General features: G+C 62.0%; 13 protein-coding genes. 8 read left to right on the top strand and 5 right to left on the bottom strand.

The genetic code is table 11. From position 1 onward, the window contains the following. Positions 1–112: 112 nt before the first annotated feature. The 4 genes from VHD36_08665 to VHD36_08650 form a co-directional block, all read right to left on the bottom strand. Complete coding sequence (locus VHD36_08665; protein HVU87381.1) at positions 113–748, bottom strand: MOSC domain-containing protein; 636 nt, start codon at positions 746–748, stop codon at positions 113–115. Positions 749–787: 39 nt separating this feature from the next. Continuing rightward, positions 788–1,672: an alpha/beta hydrolase gene (locus VHD36_08660; protein HVU87380.1), complete on the bottom strand. Its 885-nt coding sequence runs from the start codon at positions 1,670–1,672 to the stop codon at positions 788–790. Positions 1,673–1,742: 70 nt separating this feature from the next. Further along, a complete protein-coding gene (locus VHD36_08655) occupies positions 1,743–2,489 on the bottom strand; it encodes a haloacid dehalogenase type II (GenBank protein ID HVU87379.1) in 747 nt (248 codons plus the stop codon). Beyond that, positions 2,486–3,460 (bottom strand): zinc-binding alcohol dehydrogenase family protein, encoded by a 975-nt coding sequence (locus tag VHD36_08650; GenBank protein HVU87378.1) that lies wholly within the window; start codon positions 3,458–3,460, stop codon positions 2,486–2,488. The genes VHD36_08655 and VHD36_08650 overlap by 4 nt, the downstream gene beginning before the upstream one ends. Positions 3,461–3,606: 146 nt before the next feature. Here VHD36_08650 and VHD36_08645 point away from each other — a divergent pair, with 146 nt between their 5' ends. The 8 genes from VHD36_08645 to VHD36_08610 all read left to right on the top strand — a co-directional run bounded on the left by VHD36_08645 (position 3,607) and on the right by VHD36_08610 (position 16,121). Further along, positions 3,607–4,245 (top strand): CGNR zinc finger domain-containing protein, encoded by a 639-nt coding sequence (locus VHD36_08645; protein ID HVU87377.1) that lies wholly within the window; start codon positions 3,607–3,609, stop codon positions 4,243–4,245. Positions 4,246–4,347: 102 nt separating this feature from the next. Then, positions 4,348–5,823: a cation:proton antiporter gene (locus VHD36_08640; GenBank protein ID HVU87376.1), complete on the top strand. Its 1,476-nt coding sequence runs from the start codon at positions 4,348–4,350 to the stop codon at positions 5,821–5,823. Between the two features lie 248 nt (positions 5,824–6,071). Continuing rightward, positions 6,072–7,142, top strand: a complete 1,071-nt coding sequence (rfbB, locus tag VHD36_08635; protein ID HVU87375.1) for a dTDP-glucose 4,6-dehydratase — start codon at positions 6,072–6,074, stop codon at positions 7,140–7,142. Further along, positions 7,139–8,038, top strand: a complete 900-nt coding sequence (rfbA, locus tag VHD36_08630; GenBank protein HVU87374.1) for a glucose-1-phosphate thymidylyltransferase RfbA — start codon at positions 7,139–7,141, stop codon at positions 8,036–8,038. The genes rfbB and rfbA overlap by 4 nt, the downstream gene beginning before the upstream one ends. 430 nt (positions 8,039–8,468) lie before the next feature. Further along, positions 8,469–9,887: a tetratricopeptide repeat protein gene (locus VHD36_08625; GenBank protein HVU87373.1), complete on the top strand. Its 1,419-nt coding sequence runs from the start codon at positions 8,469–8,471 to the stop codon at positions 9,885–9,887. Positions 9,888–10,305: 418 nt separating this feature from the next. Continuing rightward, on the top strand, positions 10,306–12,906 hold the full coding sequence (locus VHD36_08620; protein ID HVU87372.1) for a parallel beta-helix domain-containing protein: 2,601 nt from the start codon (positions 10,306–10,308) through the stop codon (positions 12,904–12,906). A gap of 140 nt (positions 12,907–13,046) precedes the next feature. Continuing rightward, positions 13,047–14,198 (top strand): parallel beta-helix domain-containing protein, encoded by a 1,152-nt coding sequence (locus tag VHD36_08615; protein HVU87371.1) that lies wholly within the window; start codon positions 13,047–13,049, stop codon positions 14,196–14,198. Positions 14,199–14,204: 6 nt separating this feature from the next. Next, entirely contained in the window at positions 14,205–16,121 is a 1,917-nt protein-coding gene (locus VHD36_08610) for a hypothetical protein (GenBank protein HVU87370.1), read from the top strand. Between the two features lie 95 nt (positions 16,122–16,216). On the opposite strand, the gene VHD36_08605 is transcribed toward VHD36_08610, so the two are convergent. Then, positions 16,217–18,928 carry a LamG-like jellyroll fold domain-containing protein gene (locus tag VHD36_08605; GenBank protein ID HVU87369.1) on the bottom strand — a complete coding sequence of 904 codons (2,712 nt, stop codon included), beginning with the start codon at positions 18,926–18,928 and terminating at the stop codon, positions 16,217–16,219. Between the last annotated feature and the right edge of the window lie 44 nt (positions 18,929–18,972).

Below are 18,972 nucleotides of genomic sequence, written 5' to 3'. Positions count from 1 at the left end.
GTGAGGCGCGAGATCGCGTGCGTCTGAGCGCACTTGGACGTCAGCGGCGCGCAGGAAGGAGAACGGGCAAAGCTGGATCTCTTTATCGTCCTAGCGTTTTGGCCGCACGCCGTCATTCACTCAGCCGCGACTCAAACTCCGTGCGCCACACAGCCGCCAATCTGGGAATCCCGAGGATTTTTCGCAAATCGCTTGCCGCGGGCGTCTTGGTGAAGATCAACCGCAGCATGTCGGTGACCGAGACCCGACGTTCGTCCCTGTGGACAAGCTCGATCACATCGCCGGACCCGACCTGGCCCTCTTCGGTCACCGCGAAATAGATGCCCGGTCGGCGCGACTCGAGAAACGCTTTGATGATGTGCGGATCGCCGAAGAGGAGACCCAACTTGTAGCAAGGGAGCCGCGGCTGAGTCACGACCATTCGCGCCGTGCCGATGCGGTATTCGTCACCGATACAGACCTGATCCTCGAGAAGACCTTCGGTTGTGAGGTTCTCGCCGAACGCACCGGGAAGCAACGACCGGCCGACAACCGCTTCCCAGTCTGGGTAATGCTCGCGTGGGTAGGCATACACGGCTTTGTCAGGACCACCGTGTACGGTCAGATCGGCCTGTCGATCGCCATCGAAGTTCAAAGTGCGTAGCGCGATCCGACCCGCGACTGGCTTCTTGAAAATGCCCGTGGTCACGATCTCCCCCTGCCACGTCACCTCTTGCGGCATGCCGACATTGACGGACGCTACACGCATGGCTCAAGACTTCTGCATCTCGTTTGGATTTTGGAACGGTTATCGATTCTTGACATGCCGTGCGAGAAAGTCGCGCATCCGTCGTGCCATCTCCGGCCCGTTCGACTCGAGCGCGAAATGCCCCGCGTCGAGCAGATGGAATTCCAGATTCTTGAGATCGCGTTTGTACGGCTCGGCACCCGCCGCGGGGAATATCTCGTCATTCTTTCCCCACATGATCAACATTGGCGGTTGATGCCGGCGAAAATACTCCTGCCACTTCGGGTAAAGCGGCGGATTGCTGCCATAACTCAGGAACAGGTCGAGCTGGATCTCGTCATTGCCGGGCCGATCGAGCAGATACTGATCCGTCGTCCAGCCATCGGGCGCAATCAGCTCGGGCCGCGGCACTCCGTGCGTGTACTGCCATCGCGTGGCCTCGACCTTGAGAAACGGCCGCAGCGCATTTCGCTTCTCGGGGTTGTCCGGCTCCTGCCAGTATGCCTTGATCGGCTTCCAGAATTCGTTGTCCAGCCCTTCGACGTAGGCATTGCCATTTTGCACCACGATGGCCGTGACCCGTTCGGGATTTCGCGAGGCCAAGCGAAAGCCGACGGGCGCGCCATAATCCTGCACGTACAGCGCATACTTCGACAGACCAAGCGCGGCGGTGAACTCGTCGACAACATCCGCCAGATTTTCAAACGTATAGGCAAACTTGTCGCGCGGTGGCATCGCGCTGTGACCAAATCCAGGATAGTCGGGGGCCACCACGTGGAATTCTTCCCCCAGCGCAGGGATCAGGTTGCGAAACATCTGCGAGCTGGTAGGAAACCCGTGCAGCATAAGCACGGTCGGAGCTGCCTTTGGACCAGACTCGCGGTAGAAGATGTCCAAGTCACGGACTTTGACCGTACGATGAGCGACGCTTGCGGCGGTAGTCATGGAATCACCTCGATCCTGCGTAACAGTTCATTGGCCGCTGCTGTTCATCAAACCTCTTCCTGGCATTTAATTAGCGCTCTTTGATGATCTTCGTGGCAAGCGCCGGCAGGCTTGCGGCTACGAAGTCCGGTTGGGGTAGTCCCCTCACCGGCAGCGGCGCGTTACCGGGTCGCGTGATCAAGCCTGCCGAAAGTCCCGCGCTTTGCGCTCCGACCGTGTCCCAAACATGGGCGGCAATAAGGCAACAATCGGCCGGGGCCACGTCGAGATCTTGCGCCACCATGTGGTAAAGGATTGACGCCGGCTTGAAGGCACGTGCCGTCTCGACGCTGAACTGCCTTTCGAAGAAGTGCGCCAGACCGGCAGTCTGCAGCGGACACTTTCCGCTCGGACGGGAGGGCGAATTCGTCAACGTGACCATCCGAAATCCCGCTGCCTGCAATTTCCTCAGGCCACTGCCCACGTCCGGATGAGCAGGCATCGACAGCATTCCTTGTTTGAGATTCTCCAGGTCTGCTGGACTGACCTTTGCTTTATGAATTGTGGCAAGCATTTCGAACGCCCCTTCTCCAAGGGTGATGAAATCCTTGTACAGGCCTGCCAGGGTCAACGTCATGGAGTACAACACGAGTTGTCCGAACCATTCTCGCAACACGCGCTCGTCGCCGAACAGCCGCTGAAATAGCGGGTTCAACGATTCGATGTCGAGCAGCGTTTCGTTGACGTCAAAGATCAGGACCGACGGCCGCGGACCGCGCGGTCGGCCGCGTCTGGGCGTCGATCGCGGGGTTGCTTTGCCGCGAGAGCGGGCGTTCATTGATGAACCACCACCATTTTGCCGCCGGCCTCGTTGGCTTCCATGACCCGGTGCGCTTCGGCGATCTCTTCGAATCGAAACACACGGGTCGGTTTGGCATCGAGCCGTCCGGCCGCGACATCGGCGGCAATCTTCGCCAGTGGAACATCCGCGAGCGGAAAGCCCGGCGTGCCGAAGACGAAACTACCGAAGAAGGTCAGGTACACGCCGCTGGCCATTTGCAAAAGCGGATTGAAATCCGCGATCGGGGCGAGACCGCCGAGCCAGCCGGCCAGGCAGGAGCGCCCACCGCGCCGGAGCATCGCCAGCGAGTCGAGCAGGACGCTATTGCCCACCAGGTCGAGCACCGCATCGATCTTCTTGGCTTCGGCGATATGCTGCGATAGATCAGGCCGCTCGATCTCGCAGCGCTCGGCTCCTATCTTTTCGAGGTGGGCGAAGCGTTCCCGATTGCGCGTCGTGCCGATGACCCGCGCGCCGGCGTTGACCGCCATCTTCACCGCGGCTTGTCCGAATGATGAAGTCGCACCACGGATCACGAGCAACTGGCCCCTTTGAATGTCCAGATTCCGGAACAGGCACGTCCAGGCCGTGGCGTATGTTTCGGGAATCGCGGCTAGTTCCGCCCAGGGCAAGTCGGCGTCGATCAGCGCCACATTCGAAACCGGCGCTCGCGTGAACTCGGCGTAGCTGCCATTGATCGTGCGGCCCAATCCGCCCATCAGCGCGGCCACTTTCGCCCCAACGGGAAACTCGCCGCCGGGGCAGGATTTGACGAGGCCGACGCACTCGATGCCGCTCACATCGGCGATCTCGGCCCATTTGCCTTGGCGCATGTGCAATTCGGCATGGTTCAGGCCGAATGCCTTGACTTCGATCACCACGTGGCCCGCTTTGGGCTCCGGCTCGGGAATGTCGCGAATGACCAGGACTTCAGGGCCGCCGAAACCGGTTCTGAGAATCGCGCGCATGGCACACCCTCCCTTGCCCCACACTCCTCTCTTTACGTAACCGGTAAAATGATTGTATGGAAGTTACAAGGTCCGAGCAACCGCCTCGCGACACTTTTTCTGGTTACTATGGAAGTAGAGTTGTTACTGACCCCAAGAGGCTCCGTATGTCCGTGGACCGACCGCCGCCGTTTTTCGTCGGCAATCATTTGGCGCTCGATTTTCTCAATACGACCGCCGCACCGCAGGGTACGCCCGTCGATTGGCTGTGCGACGGGCAGGATTTGGTCCGCTGGCTCGTGAAAGCTCAGGTCATCGATCGGCTGGTGGTTGAAAAGAGCGCCAAGTGGCCGCGCGACGCCCTGGACAAAGTCGCGGGCGACGCCCGAAAGTTTCGCACCTGGTTGCGCAGATTTGTCACCTCGCGCATGGGGAAACCTTTGCGGACGACCGCTGCGGCGCTTGGCCCACTGAACGAGCGTTTAGCTCGAGATAAGAGTATTTCGCAGGTTGAAACGGTTTCCCGCGGCACCGCAACGAGACCCGGTCTGGAACTGCGTCGCGTCCACCACTGGAAGCGGCCCGACGAGCTCTTGGATCCTATCGTTTCAGCCGCCGCGGAATTAATCTGCCAGGAGGATTTCCGGTTCATCCGGGCTTGTGCCGGGCCCGACTGCATTTTGTTGTTCCTGGACCGCACCAAGGGGCACGCGCGGCGCTGGTGCAGCATGGCCGTCTGCGGCAATCGCTCCAAGGTGGAAGCGCACCGGGCGAGACATACGCGCCGAAAACGACATTCGGGTTAGCGGCGCCCCAGCCCCGTGAGCAACGACCGCTTATGCCTCCCGGAACTCGTTAGGACGATACTTGTCTGGACATCTATTGTCCACACAGATATATTCGGAGCCATGTCCCGACCCTCCGATCCACGATTTTCTTGGCAAGGATTCGCAGGTTACCTGGCCCTGATCGCCGGCGGCGTGGGGCTGTTCCTGTTGATCCGCGCCTTCGGCGCCCATCTGACGTCGCAAGCGGCACCCGCCGACGCGCGGCCCGTCGGACAGCCGCTGCCGGGCCAGGTCGACGTGGTGCTGCACGTCATTGCGACTTTGGCAGCCGTTGTTTTTTTCGGGTTTGTCTTGGGGCGCCTGTGCAAGCATCTGGGCCAGCCGCCCGTGATTGGCGAGGTTCTGGCCGGCATCATGCTTGGTCCGTCGTTGCTGGGGGTTATTTCGCCTGACGCACTCCACATGCTCATTCCCGCGGCGGCCGACGATCCGAAGGGTCAGGTGCCCGCCGCGTTGCGCGCGGTATCACAGCTGGGCGTCATCTTGTACATGTTCCTGGTCGGACTGGAGCTGAACGCGGCCCGCCTGGCGGGTCGGGCCCACGCGGCCGTGGCGGTCTCGCACGCCAGCATCGTGCTGCCATTTGTGCTCGGCGCAGCGCTGGCGCTGGGACTCTATCCCGTGTTTTCGCACGACGGGGTGCCATTCACGAGCTTTGCACTCTTCATGGGCGCGGCGATGTCGATCACAGCCTTTCCCGTGCTCGCGCGGATTCTCACCGATCGCAAGTTAGACAAAACGGAACTCGGCACGGTCGCGCTCGGTTGCGCCGCTGCCGACGACGTAACCGCCTGGTGCTTGCTGGCCCTGGTCGTGGGTGTCGCTCAAGCCAAGATCGGAAGCGCCGTGCTGGTGATCGGCGGCGCGCTGGCATTTATCGCGTTCATGTTTCTGATCGTCCGACCATTGCTTGGGCGACTGATTCCTCGCATGGAGAGCCGATCTGATGCGTTATCCCCGCTGGCCATCTCGGGCACGTTTCTGGCGGTGCTGTTGGCCGCCCTGGCTACCGAGGCGATCGGCATTCATGCCGTGTTCGGCGCGTTCTTGCTCGGCGCGGTGATCCCCCACGATAGCCGGATCGCACGAGAGTTCTCTATGAAAATGAAGGACCTGGTAACGGTCTTGTTGCTGCCCGCGTTTTTCGCATTCACGGGCATGCGCACGCAGATCGGCCTGGTCAGTGGCTGGGGCAATTGGTTGTGGTGCGTGGCGATCATCCTGGTGGCGACGATCGGCAAGTTCGGTGGCACGCTCGGCGCCGCGCGATTAACCGGCCTGAAGTGGCGCGAGGCGGCTGCCCTCGGCACGTTGATGAACACCCGCGGCCTGATGGAATTGGTCGTGCTGAACATCGGGCTCGACCTGGGCGTCATCAGCCCGACGTTGTTCGCGATGATGATCATCATGGCCCTGGTAACCACGGCCGCTACGGCGCCCGCTCTCGAGTGGTTGATGCCGTCGCTTGGCCGTGAGACGGTATCGCCGACGGATGAGCCGCAAACGGTCAATTCCTCGACCGCGAAGGCCGTCTGAACCGTCGCCTGGCCAACGTTTTCGGGTTCAGGCGGCTATTTCCGTCCTGACGATCGTCACAGACGGCCACGAATACAGGGCGAGGCTGTCCCGCACCGTCCCCAGAACCCGCTGATTTCAGCGAATGCGCCCGCTCGGGCGAGGTACCATTAACTTATTGACGACTTGTCGTTTGCCGAAGAAGGCACCATAACCTGATTCCTAATTAACTGCCGGCATAGGTCGAGGCGATTTAGGGCCATGCCCCGATGAACACGATTCTCGTCACCGGCGGTGCCGGATTCATCGGTAGCTCGTTCGTCCGGCATTGGCTCGATAACGGGCTTGGCCGCGTAGTCAATTTCGACAAGCTGACGTACGCCGGCCACCTGGCCACGCTCGCCGGCGTGATCGACCATCCGGACCATCATTTCGTCCATGGCGACATCGCGGACGGTGTGCTTGTTCGGCGATTGCTCACCGAGCATCGCCCGTGGGCGATCGTGCATTTCGCTGCCGAGTCGCACGTCGATCGCTCGATCGATGGGCCCGCGGCGTTTGTCGCAACGAACGTCGTCGGCACCTGGACGTTGTTGGACGCGGCCACCGGGTATTACACCGGCCTCTCCGCGGCCGAGCAGACGAGCTTTCGCTTCTTGCACGTATCGACCGACGAGGTCTTCGGCAGCGTAACGGGCGCGGCCGCCGAGGAAGCGGCGCCCTACGCGCCCAACTCCCCGTATGCAGCCTCGAAGGCTGCGGCCGATCATTTCGTCAGGGCGTACCACGAGACCTATGGCCTGCCGACGTTAGTGACGCGCTCTTCGAACAATTTCGGACCGTACCAGTTTCCTGAAAAGCTGATTCCGGTAGTTATCCAAAACGCACTCTCGGGACGGCCCATCCCGGTTTACGGCGATGGTCAGCAGGTGCGCGATTGGCTCTTCGTCGAGGATCATTGCCAGGCGCTCGAGATAATTCTGGCCGGTGGTGTTCCGGGTGAAACGTTCAACATCAGCAGCGGAGAGGAACGGACGAATCTCGACGTCGTGGGTGCCGTGTGCGATCTGCTGGATGAGTTGCGGCCCCATCCGTCGCGCCCTCACCGCGACCTGATTACGTTCGTACCCGATCGGCCCGGTCACGATCGTCGTTACGCCCTGGATTCGACGAAGGTGCGCCGTCAATTGGGCTGGCAGCCACAAGTGACTTTCGCCGACGGCCTGCGCTTTTCGGTCGCGTGGTATCTGGCGAACGCGGCCTGGACTGAAGAAGTCACGGGCGGTCGGCCACTTGCGCGTCTCGGTTTATCTCGACCGTCGGCGAGCACGATCCCATGACACCCCGCTCGGCCTTTCACAAAGGGATTGTTCTGGCTGGGGGCGCTGGCACGCGCCTGCATCCGGCCACGAAGGTCGTGAGCAAGCAACTGTTGCCGGTCTACGACAAGCCCATGGTCTACTATGCACTGTCGACCCTGATCGAGGCAGGCATCCGCGAGATCCTCTTGATATCGACCCCCAAAGATGTCCCCCTCTTCGAACGATTGTTGGGAGGCGGTACACAACTGGGATTGCGCATTACCTACGCCGCGCAGCCGCGGCCCGAGGGGATCGCCCAGGCATTTCAGATTGGTCGCGACTTCATCGAGCATGATAACGTCGCACTCATTCTGGGGGACAATATCTTTCACGGCGGCAAGTTCGCCGAGCGGCTAGCCGCTGCCGCCGCGCGACCGAACGGCGCCACGATCTTCGTAAAGCCGATACGCGACCCGCGTCGTTATGGAGTGCTCGAAACGGATGCGGCGGGCCGGCCGGTCGACATCCAGGAAAAGCCCGGTGAGACGGGGTCAAAGCTGGCAGTGACGGGCCTGTACTTCTACGACAACCAGGTCGTCGATATCGCGGCCTCCTTGAGCCCCTCGGCCAGGAACGAACTGGAGATCACCGACGTCAACCAGGCGTACCTCGAGCGCGGCGCGCTGCACGTCGAGGAATTGGACACCGAAACCGCATGGTTCGATGTCGGCACGCACGAAAGCTATCTGGCGGCGGCGAATTTCGTTGAGATGGTCCAGACCGAACGAAATGCGCAAATCGGCGCCATCGAAGAAGCAGCTTTTCAACAAGGTTTGATCACGGCCGAGCAGCTACTCGCCCTCGCGCAGCAGTGCGACAACAATTACGCCCAGTATTTGCGCGATTCGGCTCGGGCCGCGCTTCGCACCGGTTGACGCACGGTCATGACGTCACTGGCCGCGAAGCGCGCCTTTTTGCCGGCAAGCGCACGCCGGGATGGTTGAACGCGTGCTTCTGACGCTGCCCCTATTTCTTCTTGAGAAGCGCATTTGCCGCGTCTATTATTGCGCGATGCGCACCGTCAAGATATTGGAGCCGTTTGACATGGACGTAGCCCGCGGCGCGTTCAAGGAGCGGAAGAAGGCTCGCAAAGTCGCGCACAAAATAGCTCACTGGCCGCCTTGGAGATAGCGGTTGACTGCGAACGGAACAACCGTGGGTTCACCATTGGAACCAGCAACGCTGCCGGCACCTGGCGATAGAAGGCGGCTCACGCCGCTGCGGTGTTTCTTCGTTGGCATCGCGGCTGCCGTCGTGGTGCTCTTCGCGTTCTCCCCGCGGTTTGTCTTATGGCCCTGTTTGGCTATGGAGGAACCGCCGGTACGTGCGGCGGATTTTTCGCGAGCTGCCTGGTCGCTCGCGCAGCTCGACGATCCGTGGATCCCGATAGATGACGCCGATTACATGGTCATCCGGTGGCGACTGCTCTTTCCACTTGTCTGGCATTATCTGCAACTACCGCCTTGGCTCTACCTGGCGATGCCGCACCTCGGCTGTTTGCTTGTGTGCTGGCTGGTCGCATGGATAGCGCATCAGAGCTTAGGCAACTGGCTGCAAACGTGGATGGCGACTGTCATCTTCGCAGCGCTGCCCTGGTTCTTTGTCTCGACCGGCTGGCTGGCGTATTTTGATTCATGGCTGGTCGCGGGCTTGCTGGCAGCGGTATTCATTCCGTCCCGCTACGTGCTGGGATCGGTGTGCTTAGTGGTGCCGTGGATCGACGAACGCTTCGTATTCGCGCTACCTATCACGATGATGGCACGCGCGGTCGCTCTGTGGAGGATCGAGCAGAAGCAATGGCGCTCGACGCTACTGGACGCGGCGGTGGTCATTCTTGCCAGCATCCCCTACCCGACCGTCCGAGCCATCGCCTGGTTGACCGGTGACGCGCAGACGACCTCCTACGTGCAATCCCATTGGCAGCAGATATGGAACGTTTCATGGCGGAGATATGCTAGGGGGCTGTGGTCGGGATACCGGGTCGCATGGTCGATGTTCGCTGCGGCGATGTGGTTCGTCGGCGCGCGCTTGGGCTGGAAATGGGGCGCGGCCTTTGCATTCATGGTCATCGCGAGTTCGATTGGGTGTCTCTTTATCGCCGGCGATATGTCGCGGTCGCTGATGATCGTGAGCCCCGTATGCCTTTTGGGTGTGCTGGCCTGGAAGGAGTGCTGGCCGTCTACTCTCGCCCTGGCGCTGCCCCTCGTAATGACGGGAAATCTGCTGTTGCCCGCCTGGCATGTGGTTTGGACGTGGCCGGCGTCCTTGCCCATTGAATCGCTGCCTACGGAAATTTGGAGCTGGCGGAATCCGCCGCGGTTCATGCAAGCAGGCGAGCTCGCCAACCAGGGAAAGGCGCTCTTTGACGAAGGCAAACTAGTCGAAGCGCGCGAAAAATACGACGAGGCGATTCAATTGGACGACACCATCGCGCTGCACTACCTGCGGCGCGCCTTGATCAACATGCGTCTCAATGATCGGGGCTACGCCGCCGCGGACATCGAAAAGGTGCTGCGGCTCGATCCGCTTTATCCCGACGCTCTCTGCCTGCGCGCCAGGCTCCGTAAAGAGCAGGGCATTAAATCACCGTCGACTGCTGAGGATCTTCGCAATGCGCTGCGCATCGCCCCCGCGAATTGGGCGATGCGCGAAGAAGCCGAGCAACTCCTCGTGTACTTCACGGAAGACGCAAAACCCACATCAACGCGTCCCGCAGCCCGGTAGTGCTTCGCTCTGGAGTGAAGCACCACCTGATTCCCTGCCGGTTGACGCAGGCGGGGCAGAAGAAAAGCAAAACCAACCCGGCCGCCGCGATACCGGTCGCCAGACAAAGGCCCGCATCAATATGGCTAAAAAACACCCGGCTGTCCCGTAGGGTGCTCTGCGAGCACCAATTCCCAAAGTAGGGCTTGTTGCGCAAAATCGCACCCTACAGGCTGCCGATGCGCGAAAAACAGCTGCGGCCCGCCGATCAAGCCGCGCTTGCTCGGCCGCACGGCATCAACTAGATTTGAGCGCGCCCGACGGATCGCGCCCCGAAGCAGCTCGAGCGGATCCGATTCTGGGCTGCGTGGCGGCGCGCAAAAAAGCTTCCTTTCCTCAAAGCCAGCAACCGGCCGTTCTCGGCCGGGAGAGTTCTGCCATGATGCGCTTCTGGATGTGCGTCGCCCTGGTCATGTGCCTCGGCGTGTCGACGGTTCCATGGGCCTGCGCGGAAGAGGCGCCGGCCGATCAGCCCAAGGTTCATGCCGACGCGGCGACCGCGCCCTTGGCCATCCCCGGTTGGCTGAACCGTGGCGGCCAATGGGTGCCCGACGAGCCGTACGTCGCCGGTCAGCCGCGCGCGACCGGCTTGCAGGCGCCGTTTCCGCCGATGCGCTCGCTCGACAGCAACCCAATGACGCCCGAGAAAGTCGCCCTCGGGAAGCTATTGTTCTTCGACCCGATCTTGAGCGGGCAGAACAATATGTCCTGCGCCCACTGCCATCACCCCGATCACGGCTTTTCCGACGGCCGCAAACTGAGCATGGGCTACGGCGGCTCAGGAGTCGGCCCCGACCGCAGCGGCGGCCACGTTCTCGGTCGCAGCGCCCCCACATTGTGGAACGCCGCTTACCACAAGTGGCAATTCTGGGACGGCCGGGCCGATGACCTCGAGGCCCAAGCCAAGGGCCCCATCACCAACGAACACGAGATGGGCGAAAAGCCCGAAGTTCTCGTCCAAGAATTGCGCGCCATCCCCGAATACGTTACGGCCTTCCAGCAAGCCTTTGGCGGCAAGCCCGGAGAGGCAGTGACGTTCGACAACGTGGCCAAGGCCGTGGCGGCCTTCGAGCGGACGCTGCTGTCGTTCAACTCGAAGTTCGACCGCTACGCCGCCGGCGATGCCACGGCACTCAACGAGCAAGAACGGAGCGGCATGAAGGTTTTTCGTTCACTGAAGACCCGTTGCTTCGAATGCCATAACTTTCCCACGTTTGCCGACGATACATTTCGCGTGATCGGCGTGCCGGACAACGGCGAGCATGACCGCGGCCGGGCCGGCGTGCCGGGCGAAGGGCCGGACGGTGCTTTCAAGACCACGTCGCTGCGCAACATCGCCCTCACGGCTCCCTATATGCACAACGGCGCGTTCGACACGCTGGAAGACGTGATCAAGTTTTACGCCAAAGGGGCCGGCCGCGCTGAACCCAATCCGTCGCCGGGGCTCGACGATAAGATCGGCAAGTTCGACATCACAGATCAGGAGATCGCCGACCTGGTGGCGTTTCTGAAGGCCCTGACCGACACCTCTCTGCAGCCTGACCCGCCGCAAAAGGTTCCCAGCGGACTGTCCGTGATCGAAGTGAAAACGAAGGCCGAGCCCGCTCCTGTCGCGCGCGGACGTAGCGGTCGTGGGTCGGCGCCGAATGCGATTACATCCGTCGCGGCAGTCCCGCCTGTGGCCGCGCCAGTCCTGCGCGAACGCCCGCGACCGATCGCAAACTTGAATTCCGCGGGACCTCAATCCGCTGCGCCCGCTGGCGGCAGCACCGGCGGTGCGCCCCTTACGGGCTATTCGAGCGGCAACATGCACCGCGTGCCGGGCTTGGAAACCGTCGCTGTTGCGAATGCAACTCGTGCGAACAACGCATCGACAGAGCGTGCGCCGGGTACAGGACTCGATTGGGTCGCCGCGCTCGGCCACGCGCGCCCGGCCAGCCGAGCCTCGGCCACGTTCACCGTGCGGCCCGGGCAATCGATTCAAGCAGCCATCGACCGTTGCGCCCCCGGTGATCGCGTCGAGGTCGAGCCAGGCGTTTATCGGCAGACCGTGGCGATCGACCGCGACGGCGTGACCCTCGTCGGTTTGAATCGCGACGGCCAGCGGGCCGTGCTCGACGGCGGCAACCAACTCGCTGATGCGGTGCAAAGCTCGGCCAACGATCTGACGATCGAGGGCTTTGTCATTCGGCATTTCAAGGGCAATGGCATCTTGGCCAGCAAGGCCAGCCGGGTGGTCTTTCGTGACCTCATCGTCGACGACGCAGGTCTGTATGGCGTATATCCCGTCGAATGTGCCGGCGTGCTGGTCGAGGGTTGCACCGTCAGCGGCATCAGCGACGCCGCGATCTACGTCGGCAGCAGCCGCGACATCGTCGTGCGCAACAATGAAGTCTTCAACAACGTGGCCGGCATCGAAATCGAGAACTGCGTGGCGGCGCTCGTCACCAACAACAGCGCCCATCACAACACGGCTGGCATCCTGGTGTTCGTGCTGCCCAACAATCCCTCGAAGATCGGGCTCGACACCCGGGTGATCAATAATCGCTCGTGGGCGAATAATCACAAGAACTTCGGCAAGCCCGGCACTCTGATCGCTAACCTGCCGCCGGGCATCGGCATTCTGGTCATGGCGGCCGATCGCACCGAGGTGACGCAAAACTACATCGCCGAAAACGACTCCTACGGCATCACGGTCGGCGCTCTGACGCAGTCGACCGAAGGGCACAAGCTCGATATCGAGCCGAATTCGGACTACACGACGATCGCGTCCAACGAATATCGCGACAACGGCCGTAACCCCGACCCCCTCTATCGTGAAAAGCGCAAGGCCCCCGGCGGCGACCTGTACTGGGACGGCAGCGGCACCGGCAACACCTGGCGTGAGACCGGACCGCTGGTCACGTTTCCGGCCGACTTGCTCGGCGGGCAGAATGCCTCGGCCAAACCGTCCCGTAGCGCAACGTCGACGAATAACTGACGCCGCCACAGACTAATACTGGCCACAGAGATCACGGAGTTCACAGAGAAGACAACGTTTGTTCTGTGTGTCCTCGGTGCCCTCTGTGGCAAAATAAACCTGAACAATCAAGCTCATCCCCGATCGACAGGAGGTTTGCCATGAAGTCCTCGCTGGAATGGTTTGCCCTGGTCGCGTGCTTCGGCCTGTTGTCGCTCTGCACAGTTGCGGCTGCCGAAGAAGACAAGTATCCCGAGCGTAACGCCGCGGCTCCCGCCGTTACGCCCCAGAGTATTCGCGGCACGTTCCAGGTCGGCCCCGGACAATCGATCCAGGCGGCGGTCGATCGGGCCCGCCCGGGCGATCGCATTCAGGTTCTGCCCGGCACCTACAGCGAGTCGGTCACGATCGATTTCGACGATATCGAGCTGGTCGGCATCGTGCAGAATGGCGAGCGGCCGGTCTTCGACGGCAAGGGCAAAATGAACGACGCCGTGCTCGTCTCGGGCAATAACTTTGTCATCTCCGGTTTCGAAGTGCGCGACTACAAGGGCAACGGCGTGGTCGTGAACAAGGCCAAGAACGCAACGTTCCGCAACCTTGTATGCCACAACACCGGCAAGTACGGCGTCTACCCGGTGCTGTGCCAGGGCGTGCTCGTCGAAAACTGCGTTGTCAGCGACGTGTGGGACGCGGGCGTCTACGCGGGGCAGTGCCAGGACGTCGTGATCCAGAATTGCGAGTCGTACCGCTGCACGATCGGCATGGAAACCGAGAATTGCGTGAACGTGCTGATGGCCAACAACTCGGCCCATCAGAACTCGCTCGGCTTGCTCGTGGTGCTGCTGCCGGATCTGCCCACGACCGTCGCCTCGAACGCGCGCGTAATCAACAACCGCGTGCTGGACAACAACTACCCGAACCTGTCGCCGCCGGGCAACACGGTGAACCTGGTCGAGCCGGGCATCGGCATCGCCGTCAATGCTGCCGACAACACTGAAGTAACGAAGAACGAAGTGCGCGGTCATGGCTCATACGGCATCGCCATGTATGCACTAACCGACGTCTTTCCGCCGGAGCACAAGCTGAACGTCGAGCCGAACCCCGATGGCAATTACATCCACGACAACGCGCTGGCCGACAATGGTCAGAATCCGTCGAAGCGTTTGAAGAGCCTCGGTGCACCCGGCGGCGACTTGTTCTGGAGCGGCAAGGGAGTCGGCAACGGCTGGAACGAGACGACCGAGAAGAGCTTTCCGGCCAAGCTCCCGGCCTGGAGCGGTAACCCCGGCGCCGCCGGCGGCGGACGGTAGCACGCAGTGTCCGATGTTTCCCAGTCCGAACCGCGAGCGGCGACGTATCGCGAGCGCGTCGAGCGTTTCGATGCGGAAGCACGCGCCTGGCAGCGCCGCTCGGATCGTTTCGTAAACCTGCGCTTCGCGACGGCGGGCTTTGTCGTGGCCGCCCTCGCCATAGGTTGGTGGCAAGGGATTGCGCATATCGTGCCCTGGTTGATCGCGGCTGCGTTTGGCGCGCTTGCGTTCATCGTCGTCGTGGCCCGGCATCGCTGGATACGCCGGCGGCAGGAACGCGCCGCAGGATTGGCCACGCTGAACCGGCACGGCCTGGCGCGGCTCGATCGCGCCTGGAACAAGTTGCCTTCCGTCGCCACGCCGCCGGATGTGCAACTGACCGCGACGGCGCGCGACCTTGATCTGTTTGGCCCGGCTTCGCTCTTTCGGCTGTGCTGTCTGGCCGCGACTGGGCTGGGGCGCAGATGCCTGGCCGGCTGGCTGCTCACGCCCGCGGCGCCTGAGGAGATTTCCGCCCGGCAAGAGGCAGTCGCCGAGCTGGCCGCGCAGCTCGATTTGCGCCAGGAGCTCGCCTGGCGTGGCCAGGTGCTCGAGAGCTCGCGCGCGGCGGCCGACGTCGAACCGCTCGTGCGCTGGGCCGAAGCGACCGGCTGGCTCGCCAAGCGCCCGTGGCTCGTCTGGTACGCACGATTGTCGCCGATTCTGCTGCTCGCGCTCGTCGCCGTCTACGTGTTGGGCTTTGCGCCGGCCATGCTGCTCGGACAGGTCGTCGTGGGCTTGCACGTCGCTGTCAGTTATCTGCTGGTTCGCCACGTTCATGAAATCTTTCGGCAGATCGACACCGGCGAGCAGCAGTTGCACCGCTTTAGCGCGATGCTTGCGCTCGTCGAAACCTGGCCCGTCACCGCGCCGCAACTGCTCGGCTTGCAAAACCGGCTGTCGGCCGGCGGTCATCGCGCCCACGAGCAGTTGACGCGCTTGCGGCGGCGACTGAACCTGGCCGACCTGCGTTTCTCGCAAGTTGTGTACGGCGTCGTGCAGGTTATCTCGCTGTGGGACTTTCACGTGCTCTCGTCGCTGGAACGATGGAAACGGCAAGTCGGACCGCACCTGCGCGAGTGGCTGGATGCACTTGCTCAGTTCGAGGCACTGTGCTCGCTGTCGACGTTGGCGTTCGATAATCCATCGTGGTCGTTTCCCGTGGTCGACCCCAGCGGGCCGCGCTTGATCGCAGCGACCGCGCTGGCGCATCCATTGATTCCTGTTGCGCACGCCGTGGGGAATGACGTCGAGGTAGGGCCGGCCGGCACGTTCCTGCTGGTGACCGGTTCGAACATGTCAGGCAAGAGCACGCTCTTGCGCGCGATCGGTGTGAACCTTGTCCTGGCCCAGGCCGGCGCGCCCGTCGCCGCGCGACGGCTCTCGCTGCCGCGCGTGCTGGTTGAAACGAGCATGCGCATCGACGACTCGCTGGCCGACGGCGTATCGTTGTTTCTGGCCGAGTTGAAACGGCTCAAGGCCATCGTCGAGCAAGCGCGAAACTGCAATCGGCCAGGGGGGCCGGTGCTAGTGTTCCTGCTGGACGAGATCCTGCACGGCACGAACTCGCGTGATCGGCAGATTGCGGTCCGCCGCGTGGTCGATCGGTTGCTCGCGCAGCAGGCGATCGGCGCCGTCTCGACGCACGATCTGGAATTGGCCGCGGCGCCCCCATTGAGCGAATCGTGCCGGGCCGTGCATTTCCGCGAGACGTTCGAGGGCGCCGGAGCCGAGCGGCAAATGAAGTTCGACTACGAGCTTCGCCCCGGCATCGCCTGCACGACCAACGCATTGGCGCTTTTGGACATGGTAGGCCTGGCGGACGAGCAACATTTGCACGATCCGAACGAGAATGCATCCACAGATTTTGAAGAGCGACACTAGTCAGGTGATGACACCGACTCAATCCCTTTCAACCAAGCTGCGAAATCTGTGTAATCTGCGGACGCATTCTGAGTTCTCCTACGTCGAGCACACGCCTAGCCATCATTACCCATCGCCGCAGCCCCGTACTTGGCGAGTAAGCCGTTGACGATCTGCTGCGAGAGGCTCAGCGGCAGTACCGGCTGGGCCGCCGTGCCGGCATAGACGTCGATCTCCGAAATGAGCGCGGCCGCGAAGCCTTGCGCTCCATCGGATCTTTCGAAGTCGCCGATCGTGAGATTCGTGAGATTCGCCGAGGCCCCGAACCAACTGCCTGCGACCTGGTTGAAATCTGGCGCCGGCTGGGCCGATGTGCCACTATAGAGCGGCGAGACGTCCAGGCCGTTGACCGTCATGCCGTAGCCTTTGCCAGTGCCCATACCCCAGAAGTGCAAAACGTAAGTAACGCCGGGCTGCAGTATCACCTGACTGCCGCGCACATCGGTCTGAAAACTATCGTCGCGGAAACGCAGGCGAGGTAAGGGCACGCCACCGCCGGCGTCCGCCGGAACGATATTCGTCCCGGGATTGTAGGAAGCAAAGAACACGTAATCGACCGCGGTCGTGTCCGACGCCGCCGAGAAGAGCGTGTCTCCCTCGAAGTTGTCGCCGCCGCCGGTAAATTGCGCGACGATAAACACGTCGCCGCTGTCCTCGCTCGGCAGCACGGTCGAGGCGTACTTCAGCGCATCGTTGATGCCATTGAATTTGAGCGCCGGCTGGTTATTCATCGAGGGCACGCTCGCCAATAAATCGGGCGCTTGCCCCTCCGGGCTGGGCGTGAAGGCCGTCGGTAGCGTCCCCGTTCCCTTCCAGGACGTGACGATCTGCTCGCGCACCACGCCCGTCGGATTCTGCATTTGCGCGCCGGCCACGGCGTCGGTCGCAGGACCGCTGCCCCCAGTGAGAGCGAATGATTGCACAAGGCCGGCGCGCTGGCTGGCATTCATCTGCGCGTAGGGCAGTGTGTCTCCATGGAGCGATTGGATCTGCGACTGCGTCCTGGCCGTGGTCCAGATGTTCAGATTCGTCATTGCGCCGTCGATGTAATTGCCCAACCCGTTCCAACGACCCAATTCGAGGGGAATACCGGTCGAAGCTGCCAGCGATGTCGGCACGTTACCCAGGTCGAAGTTGGTCTGCTGCGGCACGCCATTAACGTAGATCTGCACCTGCCCGGCGTTATAGACGACGGCAATATCGTAGGTGACGCTGGCTTGCAAGTTGGCCCCGTGAGTCTCGACGATGCTTATCGCCTTGCCGCTGGCGTCGGCAAACCACACAGCGATCTCGCCTTGCTCTCCAGCATGTTGGCCGGTCGTGATCGCGATCGATCCGTTACTGCCGTAGTTCCACTTGGTGAGGAAACTGCGGTTGATGGCCAGCGTCGTCTGGCGGGCCTGGAACTCAATGGTCAATTGCTTCGCACCGTTGAAGATGCCGTCGAGCGTGGTGTTGTCGGGCTCGGTCATGTACTGACTCTGTGCCGCAGCGAACAGCGCGCCCCCCGGGGTCGTCGTAACGGTCGAGGACGCCGTGGCGTCGAGCCGAATTTCCGGGGTCGTTTGGATGGGTGTCGTCGTCACCGAAAACCGGTTCGTGCTGTCGCTCAGGCTCTCGCTCGCGGTACTCGTCACAAGTACGCCAAAAATCTGATCCTGGAGCGCGGCCGCGTAGGTGTACGACAACTGCACGTCGAAACCGCCGTTCGGATTGGCCACGATCTGCCCATTGGAACCGGGCGTGCCATTGAGCGTTACCGTGTTGCCGTCTCCGAGTGTCACTTGCGCTGTGAACTTGCCCGGCGTGGCGCTCGCGTCGGTGCTCGCGAAGTGGTAGACAACGACGTTGTGTAATGGCGTACCGACGACGGCCGTCGGCGGCGTTAAACTTCCTCCGATCAGCTGCGAGGAGGCGACGGAGAACGAGCTCGTGCTGGCCGTGGCGGTCATGCCTTCGCCGTCCGAAACCATGACACCGAACGTCTGATTCGCGAGCGTCGTCGTATAGGTGTACGACAATTGCACGTCGAAGCCGCCCGTGGGGTTGGCCGTGATGCGGCCGAATTGATTGACCGTGCTGGTCAACGTCGCCCGATGTCCATCTCCCAAGGTGACGACCGCCGTGAACGCGTCGGCCGTCGCCAGCGGGTTTCCGTCCGTGAAATGGAAAATCGTGGCATTCTTGATCGGCACGTTTTGAACAGCCGCCGGCGGTGTCAACTTTCCAGCCGTAAGCGGGGCATCCGCCACGGAAAACGTGTTCGTGCTGATGCTGGTGCTCTGGCCGTTCGGGCCGTTGACTTGCACCGTGAACGTGGCATTCGCCAAAGTCTTCAAATACACGTGCGATATCTGAACGTCGAATCCACCGCCTGGATCGGCGATGATGCGACCATTCGCTGTCGGAGTGCTGTTGAGAGTAACGTTCGTTCCGTCGCCGAGGGTAACGAGCGCCGTATAATCGCCGGCCTTTGCCGTGGGATTCGCGTCCAGGAAATGCGATACGGTAACGTTCGTGTACGTGGTCCCTTCGACGGCGGCCGGTGGCGTCAACGTACCTACCGCGAGCGTGCCCGCGGCCCTGCCGAATTGCGACGAGATCAGGGCCAGATCTTGCGCGTTGACGATGCCGTCGAAATTCGCATCACCGGCCAGCGGTTGGTTGCCGTGCTGCAACCAATTCGCGCTGACCAGCGCCAGATCCTGAGTGTTGACGATCCCGTCGCCGTTGACGTCGCCCGTGGGGCGCGCTGAGGTGACGCTCAACAGATTGCGGGATTCAAGAGCCTCGAATCGTAATCGTCGTCCGC

It is taken from the genome of Pirellulales bacterium (genome assembly GCA_035546535.1).
Classification (GTDB): domain Bacteria; phylum Planctomycetota; class Planctomycetia; order Pirellulales; family JACPPG01; genus JACPPG01.
Note: the sequence above shows the minus strand (reverse complement) of the source record. Positions and strands in the feature narration are given on the sequence as shown.